The organism is Streptomyces sp. NPDC043812, from assembly GCF_056436245.1.
Map to the genome: position 1 here is coordinate 112650 of NZ_JBWKCY010000001.1, position 24775 is coordinate 137424.

The 24775-nt window shown below is 70.1% G+C and carries 23 protein-coding genes and 1 pseudogene; 10 read left to right on the forward strand and 14 right to left on the reverse strand.

Translation table 11 applies throughout. The features are described from left to right. Positions 1-230 precede the first annotated feature (230 nt). Positions 231-1541, forward strand: coding sequence for a PucR family transcriptional regulator (locus AC067Z_RS00590; RefSeq protein ID WP_478787194.1), 1311 nt, complete (start codon positions 231-233; stop codon positions 1539-1541). A gap of 99 nt (positions 1542-1640) precedes the next feature. Here AC067Z_RS00590 and AC067Z_RS00595 read toward each other — a convergent pair whose 3' ends face one another. The 9 genes from AC067Z_RS00595 to AC067Z_RS00635 all read right to left on the reverse strand — a co-directional run bounded on the left by AC067Z_RS00595 (position 1641) and on the right by AC067Z_RS00635 (position 8646). Then, the gene (locus AC067Z_RS00595; protein WP_478787195.1) at positions 1641-2006 is read right to left on the reverse strand and encodes a VOC family protein; all 366 of its coding nucleotides are present in this window, start codon (positions 2004-2006) and stop codon (positions 1641-1643) included. A 50-nt stretch (positions 2007-2056) separates the two neighbouring features. Further along, positions 2057-2395, reverse strand: coding sequence for a metal-sulfur cluster assembly factor (locus AC067Z_RS00600; RefSeq protein WP_478787196.1), 339 nt, complete (start codon positions 2393-2395; stop codon positions 2057-2059). After that, positions 2392-2862 (reverse strand): Fe-S cluster assembly sulfur transfer protein SufU, encoded by a 471-nt coding sequence (sufU, locus tag AC067Z_RS00605; protein ID WP_478787197.1) that lies wholly within the window; start codon positions 2860-2862, stop codon positions 2392-2394. Before sufU ends, AC067Z_RS00600 begins: the two co-directional genes overlap by 4 nt. Positions 2863-2875: 13 nt before the next feature. After that, a complete protein-coding gene (locus tag AC067Z_RS00610; RefSeq protein ID WP_478787198.1) occupies positions 2876-4150 on the reverse strand; it encodes a cysteine desulfurase in 1275 nt (424 codons plus the stop codon). Beyond that, positions 4147-4911, reverse strand: coding sequence for a Fe-S cluster assembly ATPase SufC (gene sufC / locus AC067Z_RS00615; RefSeq protein ID WP_478787199.1), 765 nt, complete (start codon positions 4909-4911; stop codon positions 4147-4149). The genes AC067Z_RS00610 and sufC overlap by 4 nt, the downstream gene beginning before the upstream one ends. A 7-nt stretch (positions 4912-4918) precedes the next feature. Further along, positions 4919-5236 (reverse strand): bifunctional 3-phenylpropionate/cinnamic acid dioxygenase ferredoxin subunit, encoded by a 318-nt coding sequence (locus AC067Z_RS00620; protein WP_478787200.1) that lies wholly within the window; start codon positions 5234-5236, stop codon positions 4919-4921. Beyond that, entirely contained in the window at positions 5236-6417 is a 1182-nt protein-coding gene (sufD, locus tag AC067Z_RS00625; protein WP_478787201.1) for a Fe-S cluster assembly protein SufD, read from the reverse strand. Before sufD ends, AC067Z_RS00620 begins: the two co-directional genes overlap by 1 nt. Positions 6418-6487: 70 nt before the next feature. Continuing rightward, positions 6488-7909 (reverse strand): Fe-S cluster assembly protein SufB, encoded by a 1422-nt coding sequence (gene sufB / locus AC067Z_RS00630; protein WP_478787202.1) that lies wholly within the window; start codon positions 7907-7909, stop codon positions 6488-6490. Then, complete coding sequence (locus AC067Z_RS00635) at positions 7906-8646, reverse strand: helix-turn-helix transcriptional regulator (RefSeq protein WP_478787203.1); 741 nt, start codon at positions 8644-8646, stop codon at positions 7906-7908. The genes sufB and AC067Z_RS00635 overlap by 4 nt, the downstream gene beginning before the upstream one ends. 237 nt (positions 8647-8883) lie before the next feature. On the opposite strand from AC067Z_RS00635, the gene AC067Z_RS00640 reads away from it, so the two are divergent. The 4 genes from AC067Z_RS00640 (at position 8884) to AC067Z_RS00655 (ending at position 12849) form a co-directional block, all read left to right on the forward strand. Beyond that, positions 8884-9810, forward strand: a complete 927-nt coding sequence (locus AC067Z_RS00640; RefSeq protein WP_478787204.1) for an ABC transporter ATP-binding protein — start codon at positions 8884-8886, stop codon at positions 9808-9810. A gap of 88 nt (positions 9811-9898) precedes the next feature. Beyond that, a complete protein-coding gene (locus AC067Z_RS00645; protein ID WP_478787205.1) occupies positions 9899-10693 on the forward strand; it encodes an ABC transporter permease in 795 nt (264 codons plus the stop codon). Between the two features lie 139 nt (positions 10694-10832). After that, complete coding sequence (locus AC067Z_RS00650; RefSeq protein ID WP_478787206.1) at positions 10833-11861, forward strand: hypothetical protein; 1029 nt, start codon at positions 10833-10835, stop codon at positions 11859-11861. Between the two features lie 4 nt (positions 11862-11865). Next, positions 11866-12849 carry a COX15/CtaA family protein gene (locus AC067Z_RS00655; RefSeq protein WP_478787207.1) on the forward strand — a complete coding sequence of 328 codons (984 nt, stop codon included), beginning with the start codon at positions 11866-11868 and terminating at the stop codon, positions 12847-12849. A 47-nt stretch (positions 12850-12896) separates the two neighbouring features. Here AC067Z_RS00655 and AC067Z_RS00660 read toward each other — a convergent pair whose 3' ends face one another. From AC067Z_RS00660 to AC067Z_RS00670, 3 genes are all read right to left on the reverse strand, one after another. After that, on the reverse strand, positions 12897-14000 hold the full coding sequence (locus AC067Z_RS00660; RefSeq protein ID WP_478787208.1) for an amidohydrolase family protein: 1104 nt from the start codon (positions 13998-14000) through the stop codon (positions 12897-12899). 66 nt (positions 14001-14066) lie between these two features. Further along, positions 14067-14423, reverse strand: a complete 357-nt coding sequence (locus AC067Z_RS00665) for a hypothetical protein (RefSeq protein ID WP_478787209.1) — start codon at positions 14421-14423, stop codon at positions 14067-14069. 364 nt (positions 14424-14787) lie between these two features. After that, positions 14788-15741, reverse strand: a complete 954-nt coding sequence (locus AC067Z_RS00670) for a heme o synthase (RefSeq protein WP_478787210.1) — start codon at positions 15739-15741, stop codon at positions 14788-14790. A 345-nt stretch (positions 15742-16086) separates the two neighbouring features. Here AC067Z_RS00670 and tkt point away from each other — a divergent pair, with 345 nt between their 5' ends. The 5 genes from tkt to pgl are packed head-to-tail and all read left to right on the forward strand — an operon-like array spanning position 16087 to position 22661. Further along, the gene (tkt, locus tag AC067Z_RS00675; protein WP_478787211.1) at positions 16087-18174 is read left to right on the forward strand and encodes a transketolase; all 2088 of its coding nucleotides are present in this window, start codon (positions 16087-16089) and stop codon (positions 18172-18174) included. Between the two features lie 34 nt (positions 18175-18208). Further along, positions 18209-19327 carry a transaldolase gene (gene tal, locus AC067Z_RS00680; protein ID WP_478787212.1) on the forward strand — a complete coding sequence of 373 codons (1119 nt, stop codon included), beginning with the start codon at positions 18209-18211 and terminating at the stop codon, positions 19325-19327. 15 nt (positions 19328-19342) lie between these two features. Further along, positions 19343-20866 carry a glucose-6-phosphate dehydrogenase gene (gene zwf / locus AC067Z_RS00685; protein WP_478787577.1) on the forward strand — a complete coding sequence of 508 codons (1524 nt, stop codon included), beginning with the start codon at positions 19343-19345 and terminating at the stop codon, positions 20864-20866. Further along, complete coding sequence (gene opcA / locus AC067Z_RS00690; RefSeq protein WP_478787213.1) at positions 20863-21882, forward strand: glucose-6-phosphate dehydrogenase assembly protein OpcA; 1020 nt, start codon at positions 20863-20865, stop codon at positions 21880-21882. Before zwf ends, opcA begins: the two co-directional genes overlap by 4 nt. After that, a complete protein-coding gene (gene pgl / locus AC067Z_RS00695; protein WP_478787214.1) occupies positions 21879-22661 on the forward strand; it encodes a 6-phosphogluconolactonase in 783 nt (260 codons plus the stop codon). Before opcA ends, pgl begins: the two co-directional genes overlap by 4 nt. 75 nt (positions 22662-22736) lie before the next feature. On the opposite strand, the gene AC067Z_RS00700 is transcribed toward pgl, so the two are convergent. Together AC067Z_RS00700 and AC067Z_RS00705 are read right to left on the reverse strand one after the other, a co-directional pair. Then, positions 22737-24278 (reverse strand): PH domain-containing protein, encoded by a 1542-nt coding sequence (locus AC067Z_RS00700; protein WP_478787215.1) that lies wholly within the window; start codon positions 24276-24278, stop codon positions 22737-22739. Further along, a pseudogene (locus AC067Z_RS00705) lies at positions 24275-24772 on the reverse strand (PH domain-containing protein). Before AC067Z_RS00705 ends, AC067Z_RS00700 begins: the two are co-directional and overlap by 4 nt. Positions 24773-24775 lie beyond the last annotated feature (3 nt).

The window sequence follows — 24775 nt, forward strand, 5'->3', positions numbered from 1 at the left end:
GTACCGGAGGCGGCTCACCGCCGGCGGGGACAGCGGACCCCGCGTACCAGGGTGTCCGGAACCGCGCTGCGCCGACCCGGGGCGGTTCCCAAACATTCGGCCGGGAGTTTGTGACACGTCACAACACCTGGGACCCCGCGCCCGGCGTCCCGGCCCGGCTCCCGTGCACCCCACGGCGACCACAGTTACCCTCCAGTAGCAACTGGGCGCGGAATGGGAGGGGGCCGCCCGTGGAGAGTGAGACCTACGAGCCGGTCACATACGGCGGGATTCCGCTGCACCAGCGACTGGCCGGATCCGTGCACGAGTTGACGGCAGGTGTGCTCGCGCGTCTCGTCGACCGGCTTCCGGTCTACGGCACGCTGCCCGTGGACCAGCTGCGCAATGACGTGACCCGGGTCATCGAGCAGAGCATCCGGACCTTCATCGCCGTGCTGCGCACCGGCCGGCCGCCGGACGAGGCCCAACTGGAGGCGCTGCGGCGGGCGGCGGCCAACCGGGCGGAGGAAGGCGTACCGGTCGAGGCCGTGATCAGCGCCTACCACGTGGGCGCCATGGAATGCCTGGAACGCATGGAGCCTGCCGCGACCCCCGCCGACGTGGCGGCGGTACAGACCGCGAACATGCTGCTCCTTCAGTTCCTGGAGCGGATGACGGCCACGGTGGTGGCCGTGTACTTCGCCGAACGGCAGGCCGCGGTGGGCGAGGAGCACTCCGCCCGGCAGGCGGTGCTGACGGCGCTCCTCGACGGCGGGAGCGTCCGGGAGACGGCGGCCCGCTGGGGCATCGGCCTGCCGCCCTGCTATCTGGTGCTGGCCCTGTCCGTCGCGGACCACCCCGACGAGCGCACCGCCGGGATCAGTGCCGTGATCGCGGGGAAGCGCAAGCTGCGCCGGCTGCGTGTGGAGCTGGACCGGCATGTGGCGGCGGGGCCGGTGCTGTCCGCACTGTCGAGCGACGGCGGTATAGCCCTCGTCCCTTGCCGGACCCGTGCCGAGGCACTGTCGGACAAGGACTGGGCCTGGCTGTCGGGCGTGGTCTCGCACATGAGCCGGATGGCCGGCGTGGACATCGTGGCGGGCGTGGCGGCGGCCGCCCCCGAGGACATGACCGAGGCGGCCCTGGTGGCCCAGGAGGTGCGCCGTGTGGCGCTCGCCTCGGGCAGGGCTCCGGGCATCCACCGGCTGGCCGACGTACTGCTCGAGTACCAGCTGATGCAGCCGGGACCGGCCCGCGACGCGCTCGCGGAAATGATGCGGCCGCTGGCGGACCGGCCCGAACTGCTGGGCACGCTACGGGTGTTCCTGGAGTGCGGACTCAGCCGTCAACTGACCGCCGAACGGCTGCAGGTGCACCCGAACACGGTGGACTACCGGTTGCGCCGCGCCGCGGACGCCACCGGCCTCGACGCCACCTCGGGGGCCGACGTCGTGCGGGTCAGGGCGGCGCTCAGCGCCCATGACGCGCTCACTGCCGGGACGCAGGCAACGGGCCCCGCCCACCCGCCGGAGCCGGCCCAGGGCGGCCCGGGCGTGCCCTAGGGTCCGTCCGGGCCGCCCTGGGCGCGTGGCGAAACCCCCACCGCTGATCCGGCCACGATCCGCCGGACAAGACCTGAGCCCTGTCCGGGCGGACAGGACCTAGTCCAGCAGCGTCCTCTTCGGCCGCAGCACGCAGAATTCGTTGTCCTCGGGATCGGCGAGGACCACCCACGTGACGTCATCGCCCTGGCCGACGTCCACCCGGCGCGCACCGAGGGCCAGGATCCTGTCCACCTCGGCGGCCTGGTCGTCGGGGGTCAGATCGAGGTGGAGACGGTTCTTGACCGTCTTGTCCTCGGGCACCGTGAGGAACACGATCCCGGGCAGCGCGCTCGCGTCGGCGGTGATGATGATCTCTTCGGCGTCCTCGTAGACGATCCCCCAGTCGAGCACCTGCGCCCAGAACCGGGCGAGCTTTCCTGCGTCATGACAGTCGATCGCGATCTGGTACAGAGAAACGGCCATGCCCGCCAGTGTGCCTGGCGGGCATGGCCGTTTCTCCGTGACGAACGGGATCAGACGTTGAAGCCGAGCGCGCGCAGCTGCTCGCGTCCATCGTCCGTGATCTTGTCCGGGCCCCACGGCGGCATCCAGACCCAGTTGATCTTCAGCTCGTTGACAATGCCGTCCGTGGCCGCCTTGGCCTGGTCCTCGATGACATCGGTCAGCGGACAAGCCGCCGACGTCAGGGTCATGTCCAGGGTGGCGACGTTGGAGTCGTCGACGTGGATGCCGTAGATCAGGCCGAGGTTCACCACGTCGATGCCCAGCTCGGGGTCGACGACGTCGTACAGCGCCTCGCGGATCTCTTCCTCGGAGGCAGGCTTCAGCGCCGCCCCAACGTTCTCGGTCATGCCGTCTTCCTCTCGGCGTCGGTGTCGGCGCCCAGCGCCTGGGCGGTCGCGTCCTTCCACGCCATCCAGCTCAGCAGCGCGCATTTCACACGGGCCGGGTACTTGGAGACGCCGGCGAACGCCACCGCGTCCTCCAGCACCTCCTCCATCGCGTCGTCCGGCTCGATCTGGCCCTTGGACTGCATCAGTTCCAGGAAGGTGCCCTGGATCTTCTGCGCCTCGGCGAGCTCCTTGCCGACAAGGAGCTCGTTCAGCACGGAGGCGGATGCCTGACTGATGGAACAGCCCTGGCCCTCGTACGACACATCGGCGATGCGCGATCCCTCGTACTTCACCCGGAGGGTGATCTCGTCACCGCACGTCGGGTTGACGTGGTGCACCTCGGCGTCACCGTCCCGCAAGCCCCGCCCGTGGGGGTGCTTGTAGTGGTCCAGGATGACGTCCTGGTACATCGAATCAAGCTTCACGCCTCGTCAACCCCTACCCGAAGAAGTTCCGTACATGCTCCAGCCCGTCGACGAGGGCGTCGACCTCGGCCGGCGTGGAGTACAGATAGAACGACGCTCGCGTGGTCGCAGGAATTCCGTACCGCAGGCAGACGGGCCGCGCACAGTGGTGGCCGACCCGGACCGCGATGCCCTGCTCGTCGAGGACCTGACCCACGTCGTGCGGGTGGATGTCACCGAGCACGAAGGAGATCGCCGCGCCCCGGTCCTCGGCCGTGGTGGGGCCGATGATCCGCAGGTCGGGGACCTCGAGCAGACGGCTGACCGCGTACTCGGTCAGCGCGTGCTCGTGCTGGGCGATCTTGTCCATGCCGATCGAGGTGAGGTAGTCCACGGCCGCGCCGAGGCCGACGGCCTGGGCGATCGGGGGCGTGCCCGCCTCGAACTTGTGCGGCGCCGGCGCGTACGTCGACGAGTGCATCGACACGGTCTCGATCATCTCGCCGCCGCCGAGGAACGGCGGCAGGTCCTCCAGCAGCTCCTGCCGGCCCCACAGCACGCCGATGCCGGTCGGCCCGCACATCTTGTGGCCGGTGAAGGCCACGAAGTCGGCGCCGAGCGCCTGTACGTCCAGCGGCATGTGCGGCGCGGCCTGCGAGGCGTCGATCAGCACCAGCGCACCGACGTCCTGCGCGCGGCGGACGATCGCCTCGACAGGGTTGACCGTGCCCATGATGTTGGAGACCAGCGTGAAGGAGACGATCTTCGTCTTCTCGTTGATGATCTCGTCGATGTTCGACAGGTCGAGCCGGCCGTCGTCGGTGAGGCCGAACCACTTCAGCTTCGCGCCGGTGCGCTGCGACAGCAGCTGCCACGGAACGATGTTGGAGTGGTGCTCCATCTCCGTGATGACGACCTCGGTCTCGCGGTCCACACGGTAGGGCTCGTCGGCCCAGCCGAGCATGTTGGCCACGAGGTTCAGCGACTCGGAGGCGTTCTTGGTGAAGATCACCTCGTCGCGGCTGGGCGCGTTGATGAAGGCCGCGACCTTGTCACGGGCACCTTCGTACAGCGCCGTGGCCTCCTCGGCGAGCACGTGGACGCCACGGTGGACGTTCGCGTTGTGCTGCTCGTAGTACTCGCTGAGCACGTCGAGCACCTGGCGCGGCGTCTGGGAGGTCGCCGCGTTGTCCAGGTAGACGAGCTTCTTGCCGTCGTGGAGCACTCGGTCGAGGATCGGGAAATCCTTGCGGAGCGCCTCACTCAAAAGGCGATCAGACCCGGTGAGGAGGCCCGGCAGTTGTGTCACGCGGATACGCCACCCTTCGTGTATGCCTCGTAGCCCTCGGCCTCGAGCTTGTCGGCGAGCTCGGCACCACCGGACTCGGCGATGCGGCCGTTCGCGAAGACATGCACGAAGTCGGGCTTGATGTAGCGCAGGATGCGCGTGTAGTGCGTGATCAGCAGGGTGCCGACCTCACCGGTCTCACGGACGCGGTTGACGCCGTCGGAGACCTGGCGCAGCGCGTCGACGTCCAGACCGGAGTCCGTCTCGTCGAGGATCGCGATCTTCGGCTTGAGGAGCTCCAGCTGCAGGATCTCGTGGCGCTTCTTCTCACCGCCGGAGAAGCCCTCGTTCACGTTGCGCTCGGCGAAGGCAGGGTCCATCTGGAGCTGTTCCATCGCGGTCTTGACCTCCTTCACCCAGGTACGCAGCTTGGGGGCCTCGCCGCGGATCGCGGTGGCGGAGGTGCGCAGGAAGTTGGAGACCGAGACGCCGGGGACCTCGACCGGGTACTGCATGGCCAGGAACATGCCGGCGCGGGCGCGCTCGTCGACGGACATCTCCAGGACGTCCTCGCCGTCCAGGGTCACGGTGCCACCGGTGATCGTGTACTTGGGGTGGCCCGCGATGGAGTACGCGAGGGTCGACTTGCCGGAGCCGTTGGGGCCCATGATGGCGTGGGTCTCGCCCTGCTTCACGGTCAGGTCGACGCCCTTGAGGATCTCCCGGGGGCCGTTCTCGGCCTCGACGGAAACGTGCAGGTCGCGGATTTCAAGCGTTGCCATGGGTGACTCAGGACTCCTGGGTGACGGAGACGAGCACATCGTCCCCTTCGATCTTTACGGGGTATACGGGGACGGGGCGCGTCGCGGGAAGGCCGGACGGCTTGCCGGTGCGGAGGTCGAAGCTGGAGCCGTGCAGCCAGCACTCGATGGCGCAGTCCTCGACCTCGCCCTCCGACAGCGAGACGTTCGCGTGCGAGCAGATGTCGTTGATCGCGAACACCTCGCCCTCGGTGCGCACCAGCGACACCGGCGTGCCGTCGAGTTCCACCCGCTTCGGGGTGTCCTCCTCCAGCTCGCTCAGCGCACAGGCTTTGACGAAGGCCATCAGACGGCTGCCTCCAGCTCCGCCTCGATCTTGGCGATGAGGCGCTCCTCCACGTCGGGCAGGCCGATCTGCTGGACCAGCTCCGCGAAGAAGCCGCGGACGACGAGGCGGCGGGCCTCGGACTCCGGGATGCCGCGGGACTGCAGGTAGAACAGCTGCTCGTCGTCGAAGCGGCCGGTGGCGGACGCGTGACCGGCGCCGGCGATCTCGCCGGTCTCGATCTCGAGGTTCGGCACCGAGTCGACCCGCGCACCGTCCGTGAGGACGAGGTTGCGGTTCATCTCGTAGGTGTCGGTGCCCTCGGCACTGGCCCGGATGAGGACGTCGCCGATCCACACCGCGTGGGCGTCGTCGCCCTGGAGCGCGCCCTTGTAGACCGCGTTGGACTTGCAGTGCGGGCTGTTGTGGTCGACGAGGAGGCGGTGCTCCTGGTGCTGGCCCTTGTCGGTGAAGTACAGACCGAAGAGCTCGGCCTCGCCGCCGGTGCCGCTGTAGGCGACCCGCGGGTGGAGGCGGACGACGTCGCCGCCGAAGGTGACCACGACCGACTTGAAGGAGGCGTCGCGGCCGACCAGCGCGTTGTGCTGGGCGACGTGGACGGCCTTGTCGTCCCAGTCCTGGACGGAGACGACGGTGAGCTTGGCGCCGTCGCCGAGGACGTACTCGACGTTCGCGGCGAGCACCGCGTCACCGGTGTGGTCGATGACCACCACGGCCTCGGCGAACGCGCCGAGCTCGATGACCTGGTGACCGAAGGCGACGCCGCCCTCGCCGTGCACCGCGATCCGCACCGGCTCGGTGAGCACGGTCTCCTTGGGGACGGTGACGACCGAGGCCTGCTCGAAGGACGAGTACGCCTGGGCGGCGACCCGGTCCACCGGGGTGCCGGCCCTGCCGAGGCGCGCGTCGTCGCGGCCGACGGACTCGACGGTGACGCCCGCGGGGGCCTCGACGGCGACCTTGACCCCGGTGCCGGTGGCGACGGCGGTGCCGTCGTGCAGTCCGGCGAGCCGCTCGAGCGGAGTGAAGCGCCACTCCTCCTCGCGACCGTGCGGAACCGGGAAGTCCGCCACGTCGAACGACGGGGGCGCACTCATACGGGTGGCGACGGTCGACTCGGCGGCCACCGCGATGGAACCGGCGGTGGTGGAGCCCACCGGGATGTTCTGAGCCTCAGCCATGGCTGTCGTCTTGCTCTCTTCCTGCGTAACTGCGTAAGAAGTCAATCGCTGCTTGTCGGGTACGGGGGCGTCAGCCCACCGAGCCCTCCATCTGCAGCTCGATCAGCCGGTTGAGCTCCAGGGCGTACTCCATGGGGAGTTCCTTGGCGATCGGCTCGACGAAGCCGCGCACGATCATGGCCATCGCCTCGAACTCGGTCAGACCACGGCTCATCAGGTAGAAGAGCTGGTCCTCGGAGACCTTGGAGACGGTCGCCTCGTGGCCCATGGACACGTCGTCCTCGCGGACGTCGACATAGGGGTAGGTGTCGGAGCGGGAGATCGTGTCGACCAGCAGTGCGTCACAGAGCACGTTGGACTTCGCGCCCGGTGCGCCCTCGCCGATCTCGATCAGACCGCGGTAGGAGGTGCGGCCACCGCCTCGCGCCACCGACTTGGAGACGATGTTGGAGGAGGTGTTCGGCGCCATGTGGACCATCTTGGCGCCGGCGTCCTGGTGCTGGCCCTCGCCCGCGAAGGCGATGGACAGCGTCTCGCCCTTGGCGTGCTCGCCCATCAGGTAGACGGCCGGGTACTTCATGGTGACCTTGGAGCCGATGTTGCCGTCGACCCACTCCATGGTCGCGCCCTCGTACGCCACGGCACGCTTGGTGACCAGGTTGTAGACGTTGTTCGACCAGTTCTGGATGGTCGTGTAGCGGCAGCGGCCGCCCTTCTTCACGATGATCTCGACCACGGCGCTGTGCAGCGAGTCCGAGGAGTAGATCGGGGCGGTGCAGCCCTCGACGTAGTGGACGTAGGCGTCCTCGTCGACGATGATCAGCGTCCGCTCGAACTGGCCCATGTTCTCCGTGTTGATACGGAAGTAGGCCTGGAGCGGGATGTCCACGTGGACACCCTTGGGGACGTAGATGAACGATCCGCCGGACCACACGGCGGTGTTCAGCGACGCGAACTTGTTGTCACCGACGGGGATGACCGTGCCGAAGTACTCCTGGAAGAGCTCGGGGTGCTCCTTCAGCGCGGTGTCCGTGTCGAGGAAGATGACGCCCTGCTCCTCCAGGTCCTCACGGATCTGGTGGTAGACGACCTCGGACTCGTACTGCGCGGCGACACCGGCGACCAGGCGCTGCTTCTCCGCCTCCGGGATGCCGAGCTTGTCGTAGGTGTTCTTGATGTCCTCGGGCAGGTCCTCCCAGGAGGCGGCCTGCGCCTCGGTGGAGCGCACGAAGTACTTGATGTTGTCGAAGTCGATGCCCGACAGGTCGGAGCCCCAGCTCGGCATCGGCTTCTTGTCGAACAGACGCAGACCCTTCAGCCGCAGCTTCAGCATCCACTCCGGCTCGTTCTTCTTCGCGGAGATGTCGCGGACGACATCCTCGGAGAGACCGCGCTTGGCCGCGGCGCCTGCCACGTCGGAGTCGGACCAGCCGAATTCGTACGTACCCAGACCCTCGAGTTCGGGGTGGGCAGTCTCCGTGGGGAGAGTCATGCGGGGTTCCTCCCGGCCGTGCTTGCAGATGCTGATGGTGTGGTGGTCTGTGCGTCGCCGCTCGGGGGTGAGCTGCGTGGGATGAAGGTCGTGCAGACGCCGTCGCCGTGGGCGATGGTGGCCAGCCGCTGGACGTGCGTCCCGAGGAGCCGCGAGAAGAACTCGGTCTCCGCCTCGCACAGCTGCGGGTACTTCTCGGCCGCGTGGGCGACCGGGCAGTGATGCTGGCAGAGCTGCTCGCCGACCGGTGCGGTACGGGCCGTAGCAGCGTACCCGTCGGCACTCAAGGCCTTGGCAAGCGCTTCGGTGCGGTCTTCAGGAGCGGCAGCTTCCACGGCCGCGCGGTAGGCCTCGCCCTGGGCCTCGATCCGTTCCCGCGCGAAGGCGGCGACAGCCGGTTCACCGGCGTGCTGCTCGATCCAGCGCAGGGCATCCACGGCCAGCGTGTCGTACGACTGGTCGAAGGCGTCCCGGCCGCAGTCGGTCAGGGCGAACACCTTGGCGGGGCGACCGCGCGTGCGGGCGCCGTAGACGCGCTGCTCGCGCGGCTCGACGACGTTCTCCGACACGAGCGTGTCGAGGTGACGCCGCACGGCTGCCTGGGTGAGTCCGAGGCGGCCAGCGAGATCGGCCACGGTGGACGGACCGTGGTCCAGGATGGAGCGCGCGACACGGTTGCGCGTGGAGCGCTCACCGGTCGCCAGTTCCTCCTGGGGAGACTCGCCGACGTTTTTCACAACACCATTGTTGCGTAATTCCTCAGACACTGACAAGCCGCGTCCGGATCACCGCGTGGTGCCGTGCATCACTTAGGCATACCTAAGCTGACCTGCAGAAATGATCACTCCGATGGTTTTCGGCCAGGTCGGACGGCCCCTCGCGCGCACCGCGGTCGACTGCTCCCAGGACCCGTGGACGACCGCCTTCCGGACCCGCGGACGGGGGGGCCGCAGCACCCGCCTAGACTTCCGGGCATGCGAACCGAGCGCGCCGTCGAGATCCGGGGCCTGGTCAAACGGTACGGATCGAAGACCGCCGTCGACGGGCTCGACCTCGACGTCGCGACCGGATCCGTCACCGCCGTCCTCGGCCCCAACGGCGCCGGCAAGACCACCACGGTCGAAACCTGCGAGGGCTACCGCCGCGCCGACTCCGGCACGGTCCGCGTCCTCGGCCTCGACCCTGTCGCGGACGCAGGACGCCTGCGCCCCCGCATCGGCGTGATGCTCCAATCGGGTGGCGTCTACTCGGGCGCCCGCGCCGACGAGATGCTCCGCCACATGGCCAGGCTGCACGCGCACCCGCTGGACGTGGACGCGCTGATCGAACGCCTCGGCCTCGGCAGCTGCGGTCGCACCACCTACCGCCGGCTCTCCGGCGGCCAGCAGCAGCGCCTCGCGCTCGCACTGGCCGTCGTCGGCCGCCCCGAGCTGGTCTTCCTCGACGAACCGACGGCCGGACTCGACCCGCAGGCCCGCCGCTCCACATGGGACCTCGTGCGCGAGCTGCGCGCCGACGGCGTCACCACCGTCCTGACCACGCACTTCATGGACGAGGCGGAAGAGCTGGCCGACGACGTAGCGATCGTGGACGCCGGCCGGGTGATCGCCCACGGCACGACCGAGGAACTGTGCCGGGGCGGCGCCGAGAACACCTTGCGCTTCACCGGCCGCCCCGGCCTCGACGTCGGTTCGCTGCTGAAGGCCCTCCCGGACGGCACGGCCGCGGCGGAGCTCACCCCGGGCGCGTACCGGATCAGCGGCCAGGTCGACCCTCAGCTGCTGGCGACGGTCACCTCCTGGTGCGCCCAGCACGGGGTGATGCCCGACGGCATCTCGGTGGAACGGCACACACTCGAGGACGTGTTCCTGGAGCTGACAGGCAAGGAGCTGCGGGGATGATGCGGCACGTCGCCGGCCACGGCCGGGGGTCCGGGGGTCGCCCCCCGGGACAGCACAGCCTGGAGCTGACGGGCAAGGAGCTGCGGGGATGAGCGCCGGTACGCACCCACCGAAGCAGAGCGCCGGGACCTACACGCCGAAGCCCGGGGCGGCGCCGCTCGCGCGCATGATCGCCGCGCAGGCCGCCTTCGAAACGAAGATGCTGCTGCGCAACGGTGAGCAACTGCTGCTCACCGTGATCATCCCGTCGCTGCTGCTGGTGCTGTTCTCGACCGTCGACATCGTCGACACCGGGGACGGCGCGGCCGTCGACTTCCTCGCCCCCGGTGTCCTCGCGCTCGCCGTGATGTCCACCGCCTTCACGGGCCAGGCCATCGCGACCGGTTTCGAGCGGCGCTACGGCGTGCTCAAGCGGCTCGGTGCCTCACCGATCCCCCGCTGGGCGCTGATGTGCGCCAAGACGCTGTCCGTGCTGGTCACCGAGGCCCTGCAGATCGTCCTGCTGACCGTCATCGCCTTCGCGCTCGGCTGGTCGCCGGAGGGCAGCCCGTTCGCCGTCCTCCTGCTGCTCCTCCTCGGCACCGCGGCGTTCTCGGGGCTCGGCCTGCTGATGGCCGGGACGCTGAAGGCGGAGGCGACCCTGGCAGCCGCCAACCTCGTCTTTCTGCTGCTCCTGGTGGGCGGGGGTGTGATCGTGCCGCTGGACAGATTCCCGGACGGTGTCGCCTCCGTGCTCGCCCTGCTGCCGATCTCGGCGCTCTCCGACGGCCTGCGCGATGTGCTCCAGGACGGTTCCGGGATGCCGTGGGGCGACGCCGGCGTACTGGCCGTATGGGCGGTGCTCGGACTGGGGGCGGCCGCCCGGCTCTTCCGCTGGGAGTGACACGCACGCCAGGATGCTTCCATCGGGACCCGCACCACCGGAGGTCTGGATGGAACGATCCGCCGCACTGCGACTTGATGCGGAATGGGCGAGGGTCAGGGCCGGCAGGCCCGCGGCCTCACCCCGTAGACGCGAACGCATGCTGACCGACCTGATCGCCGCACTCGCTCCGCACGCCGTGGACGATCTGTCCCTCACCGCCACGCTCAGCCTGAGATACGGCGATCTGGCGCGTCACCACTTCGACACCGGCAGGCGTGCCGACGCCCTCGCGGCCGTCGACGAGGCCGTACGGCGGTGTGCCGAGCCTGCCAGGCACGACGAGGAGCACGCCCGCTGGTACGCCAGAGCCCTGATCAACCGGGCGGTGTATCTCGCCGAGCCGCTCAGCGACGAGCTCGGTCTGCCGCGCTACGCCTTCCACCCGGACGGGGAGCAGCCGTCGTCCGAGGACCGGCGGGCGGGCCTCGCGGCGGTCGAGGCCACGCACCGGGCGATCGCCGTCTGGGAGCGCCTGGACCGTAGCGATCCCAGAAACCGGGAAGGGCTGGCCCAGGCGTACGCCTTTCTCGGTGACCGGCTGGACGAGCTGGCCCGCCCGGTGGACGCGGCGGAATGGGCCGTACGGGCGGAGCGCGCGTTCCACGCGGTGTGGAGCACCCCCGACCCGGCCGAGCGGGCGCACGCGGCGGTGCTCGACCACCTCGGCGACCAGCTGGAACGCCGGTTGCGGCGATGCCCCTTCGACGGCGGACTCACGCACCTGCGCAAGCGCGAGCTGCTTCCGGACCGGCTGCTGCCGCTCGCGGTCGTGGCGGGGCGCATCGAAGGCGTGCCCACGGATGTGATCGCCGAGGGACTGTTGCTCGACCGCTCGGAGGTGCGGCGGATCCTGCGGGCGCGCTCGTGGCGCGCGGTGTGGCGGTTCGACGTACGCGCCGACGACGGGTCGTGGGCGCCGCTGGCGTTCCCCTGGCGCGGGATGGACGCCGTGACGGACCGCACGGCAGCGGCGGTCGCGGCGGATCTGACGGATGCGTTCCTGCAGTCGCCGGACCGGCCGTCTGCGGCGGCGCACTGGCGGTTCGCCCTGTGGTGGGACGAGGAGGAGCATCTGGACGGGTCCCGCTTCCGGACCGCGTTCCCGCCTGTGACCGACCCCTCGTGAAAGCATGCACAAGCCCCGGCCTACGATAGGGCCCGTGCAGACCCCCCTCGCCTATATCGCCCAGCGCTGGACACCGTCGCCCAAAACCCTGCGACGTGCGGCGCTCTCCGCCGTCGTGATGAGCGTGCTCATCATCATCACGGGCGGCGCCGTCCGGCTGACCGGGTCCGGTCTCGGCTGCGACACCTGGCCCAAGTGCACGGACGACAGCCTGGTCGCCACGTCCGAGCAGGGGATCCACGGTGCGATCGAGTTCGGCAACCGGATGCTGACGTACGTGCTGTCGGCGGCGGTCGGCTGGGCGATCATCGCGGTGCGCTCCACCAAGCCGCGGCGGCGCGGCCTGACCCGGCTGGCATGGCTCCAGTTCTGGATCGTCATGGGCAACGCCGTCGTCGGCGGCATCACCGTGTGGGCGGGCCTGAACCCGTGGACGGTGGCCGGGCACTTCCTCCTCGCCAACGGACTCCTGACGGTCGCGGCCGTCACCTGGGTGCGCACGGGTGAAGGGGACGCCGCGCCGCGGCCGCGGGTGCCGCGGCCGGTACGCAAGCTGTCATGGGCGATCGTGGCGACCTCGGCGGTGCTGATCGTGCTGGGCACGTCGGTCACGGGCTCCGGCAAGCACGCCGGGGACAGCAGCGATGTCCCGCGCATGCCGTGGGACTGGACTGTCGCGGCCCACGTCCATGCGATCTCCGCGTGGGTGGTCTGCGCGCTGGCCGTCGCGATGTGGCTGGTGCTGCGCGTGGTGGACGCCCCCGACGACACCCGGGCGCGGGCCCGTGATCTGCTGCTGGTGGTGCTGGCGCAGGGCGCGATCGGCTACGTCCAGTACTTCACACACGTCCCGGAGATCCTCGTCGGTGCGCACATGCTGGGCTCCTCGCTGATGTGGATCGCGGTCGTCCGGCTCGCGCTGAGCCTGCGCGAACGGGAGGCGTCGTCCGCGGCGATCCCGTCCCAACCGGCACTCGCGACGGCCTGAGCCTTCCCCTCCCCCAGCGGGGAGGGGTGAACGCACCCCGCGTGGTGCTACGCCGCCGCCAGCCCGTACACCCGCCGCGCGTTCCCCGCCGCCAGCATGCCGGCCACCCGCTCCGCGTCCGACCGCGACCAGGCGCCGTCGACGACCCAGCCGCCGAGCACTCGGGTCACCGCGTCACGGAAGACGCTCGCTCCCACCACGTGCAGCTCCGGGAGGCCGCGGGCGCCGCTGGAGAAGAGCAGTTTGCCGAACGGCGCCAGTTCCAGGATCTCCGCGAGCACTGCGGCCGCCCGCGCCCCCGTCTGCGACAGAGCCGGGCCCAGATCCGCGTAGACGTGCGGGAAGGTGCTCGCCAGATGCGCCGCGCTGCGATGGTGCGGATACCCGTGCAGCAGGACCAGGTCCGTCCCGAGGCCCGCCGTCGCCGCGGCGAACGGCGCGAGTGCCATCGGGTCGCGGATTCCGACGTGCAGTTGCAGCGGCAGGCCCGTGGCCACGGCGACCCACAACAGGTGGCGCAGCAGTACGGGGTCACCCGGTGGGTCGCCGACCCGGCGGGATGCGAGCCAGCGCCCCACGGCGCCGCGCACTTCGCCCGGTCCCGGCGGTTCCGCCTCGTGCGCGGCCGGTTCTTCGCCCGCGGTGGCGACGGTGGTGAAGGCGACGGCCGTGCCGGCCGCCCCGTGCACCGCCTCGGCGAGGTTCGCGAGGAAGGACTCGACGGTGCCCGAGGTGTCGGCAACCTGCTCGGCGAGCAGTTCGAGCCGGACGATCTCGCGGGCGTCCGCCGCCCCCGCCGCGGCGATCTCACCCGGACCCGCGAGATCGCCGGGAAGACCGGTGTCGACCAGGTACGTCGCGATGCCGGTACCCCGCAACAGCCGTCTGCCCGCCTCGACCACTCCCAGCTCGCGTCTGCGGGCGAGGTAGCGGGCGGGCGGGCAGTGGGCTTCGAGGCCGAGCAGCGGCGGGCACCAGCGCCGTACGGCGAAACCCGTCTGGGTGTCGAAGAACGTGGTGCCCGCGGCGGGCGGCCCGGCCGCGGAACTCGGGCCGAGGTGCGCCTCGAAGGTACCGAGGCCCAGTTCCGTACGGAGCACCCCATGGCAGTACTGGTCGACCAGACGCACCGAGGACGCGGCGTCGATCATCGGGAGCTCCCTGACTAGGACCGTGCTTCCACAGTCCTAACGGGTGAGCCCCGTGCGAGGTGTTGCTCAGCCGTTGGACGGGCCGCCGACCTGGATGCCCGCCATGCGGGTCCACTCGTACGGACCGGTGCGGACCTTCGCCGCGAAGTCGCCGTCGAAGTCCTCGTGGAGCGTGATGCCGGACTTCTCCGCGGCGGCGGCCGCGATGGCGTGGGTGGGGGCGACGAGGTCGCCCCAGCCGCCGTCCTCACCGACGAGGACGATGCGGGTGCCCATCTGGCCGATGTAGGCGAGCTGTCCCTCGGCGCCGCCGTGCGCCTTGGAGAACGACCGGATCTGCTTGGCGAGCTTGGCCGCCTTGCGCTCGGCCTTCGCGGCCCGCTTGGCGTCCTGTGCGCTCGTCTCAACCTGGGTGTCTGCCATGGCCAGGATGCTACCGGCGGGTAGATCGCTTGGCGACTGCGGGGCGAGTGGCATGGCACACGCCCCGGTGCAAAGGGCGGCTAGGTCCTGTCCGGGCGGTCTTCTCGGGCCCGCGACGCCGGCTACGGCACTCCCCCAGCCGTCGGCCGGTGGGGGTCCCCCCGGGCGGAGACAGGGGGAGTACCCCCACGCTGTGTTGTTGGAGTCGCCCAAGTACGTCCAGTACGAGGACGATCTCCCCCGGCCTGGCGGCCGGGTGGTGCCCCCACCGCCTTGCGATGCGTCCCCTCGGCCCTGGCGGGCCGGGGGAGGCCCCGTGCATCTGACGCCGCGGGCTGATCCTCAAAGATCGCCCGGACAGGACCTAGCGCAGGAACGGGTCCACGGCCACGGCCACGAAGAGCAGCGACACATAGGTGATGGACCAGTGGAACAGGCGCATCTCCTTGAGCTTGCCGCCCGTAGCGCCTTCCTTGGCGCGCCTCTGCAGCCCGTGCGCCTCCCACAGCCACCAGCCGCCGGTGACCAGTGCGACCACGGTGTAGAACCAGCCGGTGTAGCCGAGCGGGGTCAGCAGCAGCGAGACGGCAACCATCACCCAGCTGTAGAGGACGATCTGCCGGGCCACGGCCTTGTTGCCGGCGACGACCGGCAGCATCGGCACGCCCACGCGCGCATAGTCCTCCTTCACCTTCATCGACAGCGGCCAATAGTGCGGCGGCGTCCAGAAGAAGATGACGAGGAAGAGGATGACGGCCGCCCAGGACACCGAATCGGTGACGGAGGACCAGCCGATGAGGACGGGCATGCAGCCGGCGATGCCGCCCCAGACGATGTTCTGCGCGGTGCGCCGCTTGAGGATCATCGTGTAGACGACGACATAGAACAGCAGTGCGCCGAGTGACAGGGCCGCCGACAGCCAGTTGACGAGCAGTCCGAACCAGAGCGTGGAGATCACTGCGAGCGCGAGGCCGAAGACCAGCCCCTCGCGGGGCGAGACCATGCCGGTCACCAGCGGGCGCTGCGACGTGCGGTCCATGAGCGCGTCGATGTCGCGGTCGATGTACATGTTGAGCGCGTTCGCGCCGCCGGCGGAGAGGTAGCCGCCCAGACATGTCGCGAGCACCAGCCACAGATCGGGGACGCCCTGTTCGGCCAGGAACATCACCGGGACGGTGGTGATCAGCAGCAGTTCGATGATCCGCGGCTTGGTCAGCGCCACGAATGCCTTGACGCGGGCCCCGAACGGCCGATGGCCCCCCGGGCCGGTGGCCAAGACGACCCCTGCGGGTCGGGACTCGACGGCCGTCACGCACACCCCTGACAGAGAAATCCCAGCAAGCTCGCCGGGGGTTCCTGCCTTGCCCGAACGGCTACGGAGGTGTGAGGACCCGGTAAAGACTTGCGCGTACCACGCCACTCTAGACGTTGCCCATGGGGCGATCTTCGCGGGGGTGCACTCGTGTTGAGCCCCTTGCCGATGCCGCCCGTATACATCCCCGACAGGCGAGCGGCACCCGGTACCCGCACTCTGACAATGTCCGACCGAACTGATGAGACACGCACTCGAAAAGAGGCGCGTTGCTGCGAGGGTAGGCTCGACAGCGCCCGGTACACCCCTCGTCACCGGGATTCGACATGTGGAGAGGAGCCCTGACTCAGGGTGAGCACCAAGCCGACCACCACAGACCTCGAGTGGACCGCAGAGGACCAGCGGGCAGTCGACACCGTCCGCGTCCTGGCCATGGATTCCGTACAGAAGGTCGGCAACGGCCATCCGGGTACGGCAATGAGCCTGGCCCCCGCCGCTTATGTTCTCTTCCAGAAGCTGATGCGGCACGACCCGGCCGACGCGGACTGGACCGGCCGTGACCGGTTCGTCCTGTCCGCCGGACACTCGTCCCTCACGCTCTACATCCAGCTCTACCTGGCCGGCTACGGCCTGGAGCTCGATGATCTGAAGGCCTTCCGCACCTGGGGTTCGAAGACCCCCGGCCACCCGGAGTACGGCCACACGACCGGTGTCGAGACGACGACCGGTCCGCTCGGCCAGGGTGTCGCCAACGCGGTGGGCATGGCGATGGCCGCCCGTTACGAGCGCGGTCTGTTCGACCCGGACGCCGCTCCGGGCACGTCCCCGTTCGACCACACGATCTGGGCGATCGCCGGTGACGGCTGCCTCCAGGAGGGCATCTCTGCCGAGGCGTCCTCGCTGGCCGGCCACCAGAAGCTGGGCAACCTGGTCCTGCTGTGGGACGACAACCACATCTCGATCGAGGGCGACACGGAGACGGCCGTCTCCGAGGACACCCTCAAGCGGTACGAGGCGTACGGCTGGCACGTCCAGCGCGTCGAGCAGCTGCCGAGCGGCGACCTGGACCCGGTCGGCCTGTACCACGCCCTGAAGGCGGCGCAGGCCGAGACCGAGCGTCCCTCGTTCATCGCGGCCCGCTCGATCATCGCCTGGCCCGCGCCGCACGCGCAGAACACCGAGGCCGCGCACGGCTCGGCGCTGGGCGAGGACGAGGTCGCAGCGACCAAGCGCGTCATGGGCTTCGACCCGGAGAAGCACTTCGAGGTCTCCGACGAGGTCATCGGGCACACCCGCAAGGCGCTCGACCGCGGCCGTGAGGCCCGCGGTGAGTGGGAGAAGACGTTCGCCGCGTGGCGTACGGCCAACCCGGAGCGCGCCGCGGAGTTCGACCGCATCCGTGCGGGCGAGCTGCCCCAGGGCTGGGAGGAGAAGCTGCCGGAGTTCGAGACCGGCAAGAGTGTCGCCACCCGTGCTGCCTCCGGCAAGATCCTGCAGGCGCTGGGCGCGGTCGTGCCCGAGCTGTGGGGCGGCTCCGCCGACCTCGCCGGCTCGAACAACACGACCATCGACAAGACGTCGTCGTTCCTGCCCGCGGGCAACCCGCTGCCGGAGGCCGACCCTTACGGCCGCACGATCCACTTCGGTATCCGCGAGCACGCCATGGCCGCGGTCATGAACGGCATCGCGCTGCACGGCAACACCCGCATCTACGGCGGCACCTTCCTTGTGTTCTCCGACTACATGCGCAACGCGGTCCGTCTCTCGGCGCTGATGCACCTGCCGGTCACCTACGTGTGGACGCACGACTCGATCGGTCTCGGCGAGGACGGCCCGACCCACCAGCCGGTGGAGCACCTGGCCACGCTGCGCGCCATCCCGGGCCTGAACATCGTGCGCCCGGCCGACGCCAACGAGACCGCGGTCGCCTGGCGCGAGATCCTCAAGCGCTACACCAAGAAGTTCGGTGTGGGCGCCCCGCACGGCCTCGCGCTGACCCGTCAGGGCGTGCCGACGTACGAGCACAACGAGGACGCGGCCAAGGGCGGTTACGTCCTGTTCGAGGCCGAAGGGGGCGACCCCCAGGTCGTGCTGATCGGCACGGGCTCCGAGGTGCAGCTGGCCGTCGAGGCCCGCGAGCAGCTCCAGGCCGCCGGTGTCCCGGCCCGCGTGGTCTCGATGCCGTCCGTCGAGTGGTTCGAGGAGCAGGAGCAGGGGTACCGGGACTCGGTGCTTCCGCCGTCGGTGAGGGCACGTGTCGCGGTCGAGGCCGGTATCGGGCTCACCTGGCACCGCTACGTCGGCGACGCCGGGCGCATCGTCTCGCTGGAGCACTTCGGCGCTTCCGCGGACGGCAAGGTGCTCTTCCGCGAGTTCGGTTTCACCGCCGACGCGGTCGCCGCCGCCGCCCGGGAATCGATCGAAGCCGCCGCGCGCTGACGCCGGTATACGACAAGTAGGAGATGCAACTCTCATGACGGACGCACTCAAGCGCCTCTCCGACGAAGGCGTGGCGATCTGGCTGGACGATCTGTCCCGCACCCGGATCACCTCCGGCAATCTCGCCGAGCTGATCGACCAGCAGCACGTCGTCGGTGTCACCACCAACCCGTCGATCTTCCAGAAGGCGATCTCGGACGGCCACGGCTACGACCAGCAGCTGGAGGACCTCGCCGCCCGCAAGGTGACGGTCGAGGAAGCCATTCGCATGATCACGACCGCGGACGTGCGTGACGCCGCGGACATCCTGCGCCCGGTCTTCGACGCGACCGACGGCCAGGACGGCCGGGTCTCCATCGAGGTCGACCCGCGTCTGGCGCACAACACCAAGGCGACCATCGCCGAGGCCAAGCAGCTCGCCTGGCTGGTGGACCGTCCGAACACGCTGATCAAGATCCCGGCCACCAAGGCGGGTCTGCCTGCGATCACCGAGGTCATCGGCAAGGGCATCAGCGTCAACGTGACGCTGATCTTCTCGCTGGAGCGTTACCGCGAGGTCATGGACGCCTACCTGGCGGGCCTGGAGAAGGCGAAGGCCGCCGGCCTGGACATCTCCAAGATCCACTCGGTGGCCTCCTTCTTCGTGTCCCGTGTGGACACCGAGATCGACAAGCGGCTGGACGCGCTGGGCACTCCGGAGGCCAAGGAGGCCCGCGGCAAGGCCGCCCTGGCCAACGCCCGTCTGGCGTACGAGGCGTACGAGGCGGTCTTCTCCTCGGAGCGCTGGGCCGCCCTCGACAAGGCGCAGGCCAACAAGCAGCGTCCGCTGTGGGCCTCGACCGGTGTCAAGGACAAGGCGTACAAGGACACGCTGTACGTCGACGATCTGGTCGCCCCGGGCACGGTCAACACCATGCCGGAGGCCACTCTCGACGCCACGGCGGACCACGGGCAGATCACCGGTGACACGGTGCGCGGCACGTACGAGCAGGCGCGCGCCGAGCTCGATGCGGTCGAGAAGCTCGGCATCTCGTACGACGACGTCGTCCAGCTGCTGGAGAACGAGGGCGTCGACAAGTTCGAGTCGTCCTGGAACGACCTGCTCAAGTCGACCGAGGCCGAGCTCAAGCGCCTCGCTCCGTCGGAGGGCTGACCTACCTTGTCCGGTATTGGCGGAGCCAACCCGCTCCGTGATGCTGCAGACCGACGGCTCCCGCGTATCGCGGGGCCGTCGGGCCTGGTCATCTTCGGTGTCACGGGTGACCTGTCCCGCAAGAAGCTGATGCCCGCCGTCTACGACCTCGCGAACCGGGGACTGCTGCCGCCGGGCTTCTCGCTCATCGGCTTCGCCCGCCGCGAGTGGCAGCACGAGGACTTCGCCCAGGAGGTCCACGACGCGGTCAGGCAGCATGCGCGCACGCCGTTCCGTGAGGAGGTCTGGCAGCAGCTCATCCAGGGGATGCGCTTCGTGCAGGGCACCTTCGACGACGACAACGCCTTCGAGCAGCTGAAGTCCACGATCGAGGAGCTCGACAAGGCACAGGGCACCGGCGGCAACTTCGCCTTCTACCTGTCCGTGCCGCCGAAGTTCTTCCCCCACGTCGTCCAGCAGCTGAAGAAGCACGGCCTGGCGGACCAGAAGGAAGGCTCCTGGCGCCGCGCGGTCATCGAGAAGCCGTTCGGCCACGACCTGGTCTCCGCCAAGGAGCTCAACCAGGTGGTGCACGAGGTCTTCCCGTCCAACGAGGTCTTCCGGATCGACCACTACCTGGGCAAGGAGACCGTCCAGAACATCCTGGCGCTGCGGTTCGCCAACACGCTCTTCGAGCCGATCTGGAACCGGTCGTACGTCGACCACGTGCAGATCACGATGGCCGAGGACATCGGCATCGGCGGCCGCGCCGGCTACTACGACGGCATCGGCGCCGCCCGTGACGTCATCCAGAACCATCTCCTCCAGCTGCTCGCGCTGACCGCGATGGAGGAGCCCGCCTCCTTCGACGCGGACGCCCTCGCGGCCGAGAAGACCAAGGTGCTGGGTGCGGTGAAGCTGCCCAAGGACCTGGCGAAGAGCACGGTCCGCGCGCAGTACGCGACGGGCTGGCAGGGCGGCGAGAAGGCCGTCGGCTATCTCCAGGAAGACGGCATCGACCCCAAGTCGAAGACGGACACCTACGCCGCGATCAAGCTGGAGATCGACAACCGCCGCTGGGCGGGTGTCCCCTTCTATCTGCGCACCGGAAAGCGCCTGGGCCGCCGCGTCACCGAGATCGCGGTCGTCTTCCAGCGCGCCCCGCACTCGCCGTTCGACTCGACGGCCACCGAGGAACTGGGGCAGAACGCCCTGGTCATCCGCGTGCAGCCGGACGAGGGCGTCACCATGCGCTTCGGCTCCAAGGTCCCCGGCACCTCGATGGAGGTACGGGACGTCTCGATGGACTTCGCGTACGGCGAATCGTTCACCGAGTCCAGCCCGGAGGCGTACGAGCGGCTCATCCTCGATGTGCTGCTCGGCGACTCCAACCTCTTCCCGAGGGTGGAGGAGGTCGAGCTGTCCTGGAAGATCCTCGACCCGATCGAGCAGTTCTGGGACCGCAACGGCAAGCCCGCGCAGTACGCGTCCGGCACCTGGGGTCCCACGGAGGCGGACGAGATGCTCGCACGAGACGGACGGAGCTGGCGCCGGCCATGAAGATCGACCTTACGGACACCACGGCCAGCAAGATCAACAAGGCGCTGGTGCAGGGTCGTCGCGCGATCGGCACGCCGGCCGTCGGCATGGTGCTCACCCTCGTCATCGTCACCGACGAGGAGAACGCCTACGACGCCCTGAAGGCCGCCAACGAGGCCTCGCGCGAGCATCCCTCGCGCACGCTCGTGGTCGTCAAGCGTGTCTCGCGCTCCCCGCGCGACCGGGCGAAGGCCCGGCTCGACGCCGAGGTGCGCGTGGGCGCGGACGCCGGAACCGGCGAGACGGTGGTGCTGCGGCTGTACGGCGAGGTCGCCGACCACGCCCAGTCCGTGGTGCTGCCGCTGCTGCTGCCCGATGCCCCTGTCGTCGTGTGGTGGCCGGTGAACGCGCCGACCGACCCCGCGTCGGACCCGCTCGGTGCGCTCGGACAGCGCCGGGTGACCGACACCTACGCCGCCGAGCAGCCCGTGCAGGAGCTCACCGCACGGGCGGATGCCTACACCCCCGGTGACACCGACCTGTCCTGGACCCGGATCACCCCGTGGCGCTCGATGCTCGCGGCCGCCCTGGACCAGGTCGTCTGCCAGGTCACCTCGGTCGAGGTGGAGGGCGAGGAGTTCAACCCGAGCTGCGAACTGCTGGCGATGTGGCTTGCGGTCCGGCTGGACGTCCCGGTGAAGCGTTCGCTGTCCTCGGGCCCGGGCCTGACCTCGGTACGGATGGAGTCCACGGGCGGTCCGATCGTGCTGGACCGGCCGGACGGATCGCTCGCGACGCTGTCCATCGAGGGCCAGCCGGACCGCGCGGTGGCGCTCAAGCGGCGTGAGACGGCCGAGCTGATCGCGGAGGAGCTGCGGCGGCTGGACCCGGACGACACGTACGCCTCGGCGCTGCGGTACGGGGTGGACCGCCTCGGCGACGGGGCTGCGGACGAACCCGTGGCTGCCGCGCCCGAGAAGAAGGCGGCCGCGCCCGCGAAGAAGACCGCTCCGGCGAAGAAGGCGGCGGCGAAGTGAGCACCGCGCAGCTGGTCGTGCACCGCGACAAGGAGCTGATGGCGCAGGCCGCGGCGGCCCGGCTGATCACGAAGATCGTGGACGCCCAGGCCGCGCGCGGCTCGGCGTCGGTCGTTCTCACGGGCGGTCGCAACGGCAACGGCCTGCTGGCCGCGCTGAGTTCGGCGCCCGCGCGGGATGCGATCGACTGGTCGCGGCTCGACCTGTGGTGGGGCGACGAACGGTTCCTGCCGGACGGCGACCCGGAGCGCAACATCACGCAGGCCCGCGAGGCGCTGCTGGACAGCGTGCCGCTGGACCCGGCCCGGGTGCACGTCATGCCGGCGTCGAACGGTCCGCACGGCTCGGACGCGGATGCCGCGGCGGCGGCCTACGCGGCCGAACTGGCAGCCGCGGCAGGGCCGGAGGACCACGGTCCGGTGCCGACGTTCGACGTGCTGATGCTCGGTGTCGGGCCGGACACCCATGTGGCGTCGCTCTTCCCCGAGCTGCCGGCGGTCCGCGAGACGGAACGCACGGTGGTCGGTGTGCACGGCGCGCCGAAACCGCCGCCGACCCGCATCTCGCTGACCCTGCCCGCCATCCGTGCGGCCCGTGAGGTGTGGCTGCTGGCTGCCGGCGGGGACAAGGCGAAGGCCGTCCAGATCGCGCTGTCGGGCGCCGGTGAGATCCAGGCCCCGGCGGCGGGAGCGTACGGCAGGGCACGGACGCTGTGGCTGCTGGACGCGGCTGCGGCGGCGGAGCTGCCGCGGGATCTGTACCCGCCGGCATCGGCATAGCACCTGCGAACGGGCTGAAGTTGCTTGCGACTTCAGCCCGTTCGGCATGTGACGACACCGCCGTACCCCGCGGCCCTACCCCCGCTCCAGGAACGGCTCCAGCACCCCCGGCACCGCCTCCGCCGCGAACGCCAGCCCCTCCACCTCACCGGCGTCGTGGACGGCATACGCTCCCGCGCCCGCCGCCGTCGTCGCCGTCACCGTGATCAGGCCGGCCCTCCGCTGGAAGACGGACTGCCGGACCGTCCAGCCGATGACACCGCTCCGCTGCAGCGCCACCGTGCTGCGGCGCACGGTGCCCGAGCGCGTCAGCAGGTACGCCCCCGCGACGCCGTGCCCCAGATTCCGGTAGGCGTCGAGCGCGAGCAGGACCGCCACGGGGACCGCCACCGCCGCGCACCCCACCGCTGTCCACACCAGCACCGGCGTCAGCCACAGCCCCAGGCCCGCGAGCACCGCCACCGGCAGCAGCGCCGACGCCAGCGCCCAGCGCAGTCTGCGACCCCTGGCGGCCCGGGGATGTGGGGTCAGCAGCGACGCGTCCAACGGCGAGGACGCCTCGCGCAGCACGTCCGCCGCGGCCCGGTCGACCAGGGCGCGGGGCGCCGCGGGGTGCAGCGTCCTGCGGTCGGTGTGCTCGTCCTCGCCGTCCTTCACCAGTCCGGTGGCCACCGCGTCCAGCCGCGCCGCACCGAACAGCCTGACGCCCAGCGGCTCGACGAGGTCCACGCCGCGCAGACGCCGTTCCTCGATCGACAGCGAGCGGGCGGTGAACAGGCCACGCCTGACCCGCAGCGTCCCGCCGGGCTCCCGTTCCAGGCGGTAGTTCCACCACATCTCGATCCACAGGGCGAGCGCCCCCACGACACCGGTGAGAAGGGCCGTACCGGCGAGGACGACGATCATCCAGACGACAGGGGTGTCCCTGAAGCGCTCCCAGACCCAGTCGATGACCTCGCCCTGCGCACCGAACCACTCGCTGACCTGCATCACCACGCCTGCCGCCGCGCCGCCGAGCACGGGGGCGACGAAGGAAACGGGGGCGTAGCGGATCCATGCCGTGTCGAGGGCGGCCAGCACGCCGTCCGGGTGTGTGCCCGATGCTGTCGGTGCGGAGCGGGCCAGCAGCTCCGTGCGCAGCCGTTCGGCCTCCGCCTTGGAGACCGCGTCCAGTTCCAGCGTGGATTCGCCGCCGGCGGTCTGTTCGCCGGTGCCGATGCGGACCTGGACGAGTCCGAGTATCCGCAGCAGCACGTTGGCGGTGAGATCGACGCTGCGGATGCGCTCGCGGGCCAGCGAGCGCCGTTTGACCATGAACAGTCCGGTGCGGAGCTCGACCCGCTCGGGGCCGATGCGGTAGCGGGTCCTGCGCCAGCGCACGCAGTCGACGACGGTGGCGGCACCTATCAGCACGACGGCGCCGGCCAGCACCCAGCCGAGCGCCTGCCACAGCGGCCTGTCGCCGAGGAGGCCGAGCAGCGCGGGCAGTCCGGCGCCCACGGCGACGCCGGCCATCACGAGGGCGGCGACCAGGACGGTACGCCCGTCGAGCCGCTGCCACTGCACCTGCATCTGCACCTGTGCTCGTGCCTGAGTCTGCGGCTCTCCGTCGTTCATGTCGCGTCGCCGGGCGTCGCCTGGGTTATCCGGGTCAGGCGCTCCGCGAGCTCGGCGGCCAGTTCGTGGTCGAGGCCCTCAATCCTGATCGCCCCCTTGGAAGAGGCGGTCGTGACCGTGACGGTGGCCAGCCGGAACGCCTGCTCCAGCGGCCCCCGCACCGTGTCCACGGTCTGGATCCGGGACATGGGCGCGATGCGCCACGCCTGCCACACGGCGCCCGTGCGCACGTACACGGCGTCGTCGGTGACCTCCCAGCGGTGCACCCGTTACCACGCGGGGAAGAACGCGGTGCCGGCGAGGCCGGCGGCGGCCAGTACGGCTGCCGGGCCCCACAGCCATGTCCGTGCGGGCGCGATGAGTGCGCCGAGCACGGCCAGGACGGCCACAGGAACGGCCGTCGTCAGCAGGCACTGCGTCCGCCACCAGCCGACGACGCGCTCGTTCGGTCTGTTGCTCGGCGGCCGCAGCCGCACCGCGTCCTGACCCCGCACGGC

Excerpts from the sequence above, each read along its gene's own strand:
- AC067Z_RS00595 (WP_478787195.1), bottom strand. The coding sequence starts at position 2,006 with ATGGCCGTTTCTCTGTACCAGATCGCGATCGACTGTCATGACGCAGGA.
- AC067Z_RS00600 (WP_478787196.1), bottom strand. The coding sequence starts at position 2,395 with ATGACCGAGAACGTTGGGGCGGCGCTGAAGCCTGCCTCCGAGGAAGAG.
- sufC (WP_478787199.1), bottom strand. The coding sequence starts at position 4,911 with ATGGCAACGCTTGAAATCCGCGACCTGCACGTTTCCGTCGAGGCCGAG.
- AC067Z_RS00620 (WP_478787200.1), bottom strand. The coding sequence starts at position 5,236 with ATGGCCTTCGTCAAAGCCTGTGCGCTGAGCGAGCTGGAGGAGGACACC.
- sufD (WP_478787201.1), bottom strand. The coding sequence starts at position 6,417 with ATGGCTGAGGCTCAGAACATCCCGGTGGGCTCCACCACCGCCGGTTCC.
- sufB (WP_478787202.1), bottom strand. The coding sequence starts at position 7,909 with ATGACTCTCCCCACGGAGACTGCCCACCCCGAACTCGAGGGTCTGGGT.
- AC067Z_RS00640 (WP_478787204.1), top strand. The coding sequence starts at position 8,884 with ATGCGAACCGAGCGCGCCGTCGAGATCCGGGGCCTGGTCAAACGGTAC.
- AC067Z_RS00645 (WP_478787205.1), top strand. The coding sequence starts at position 9,899 with ATGAGCGCCGGTACGCACCCACCGAAGCAGAGCGCCGGGACCTACACG.
- AC067Z_RS00650 (WP_478787206.1), top strand. The coding sequence starts at position 10,833 with ATGCTGACCGACCTGATCGCCGCACTCGCTCCGCACGCCGTGGACGAT.
- AC067Z_RS00655 (WP_478787207.1), top strand. The coding sequence starts at position 11,866 with ATGCACAAGCCCCGGCCTACGATAGGGCCCGTGCAGACCCCCCTCGCC.
- AC067Z_RS00660 (WP_478787208.1), bottom strand. The coding sequence starts at position 14,000 with ATGATCGACGCCGCGTCCTCGGTGCGTCTGGTCGACCAGTACTGCCAT.
- AC067Z_RS00665 (WP_478787209.1), bottom strand. The coding sequence starts at position 14,423 with ATGGCAGACACCCAGGTTGAGACGAGCGCACAGGACGCCAAGCGGGCC.
- tal (WP_478787212.1), top strand. The coding sequence starts at position 18,209 with ATGACGGACGCACTCAAGCGCCTCTCCGACGAAGGCGTGGCGATCTGG.
- opcA (WP_478787213.1), top strand. The coding sequence starts at position 20,863 with ATGAAGATCGACCTTACGGACACCACGGCCAGCAAGATCAACAAGGCG.
- AC067Z_RS00700 (WP_478787215.1), bottom strand. The coding sequence starts at position 24,278 with ATGAACGACGGAGAGCCGCAGACTCAGGCACGAGCACAGGTGCAGATG.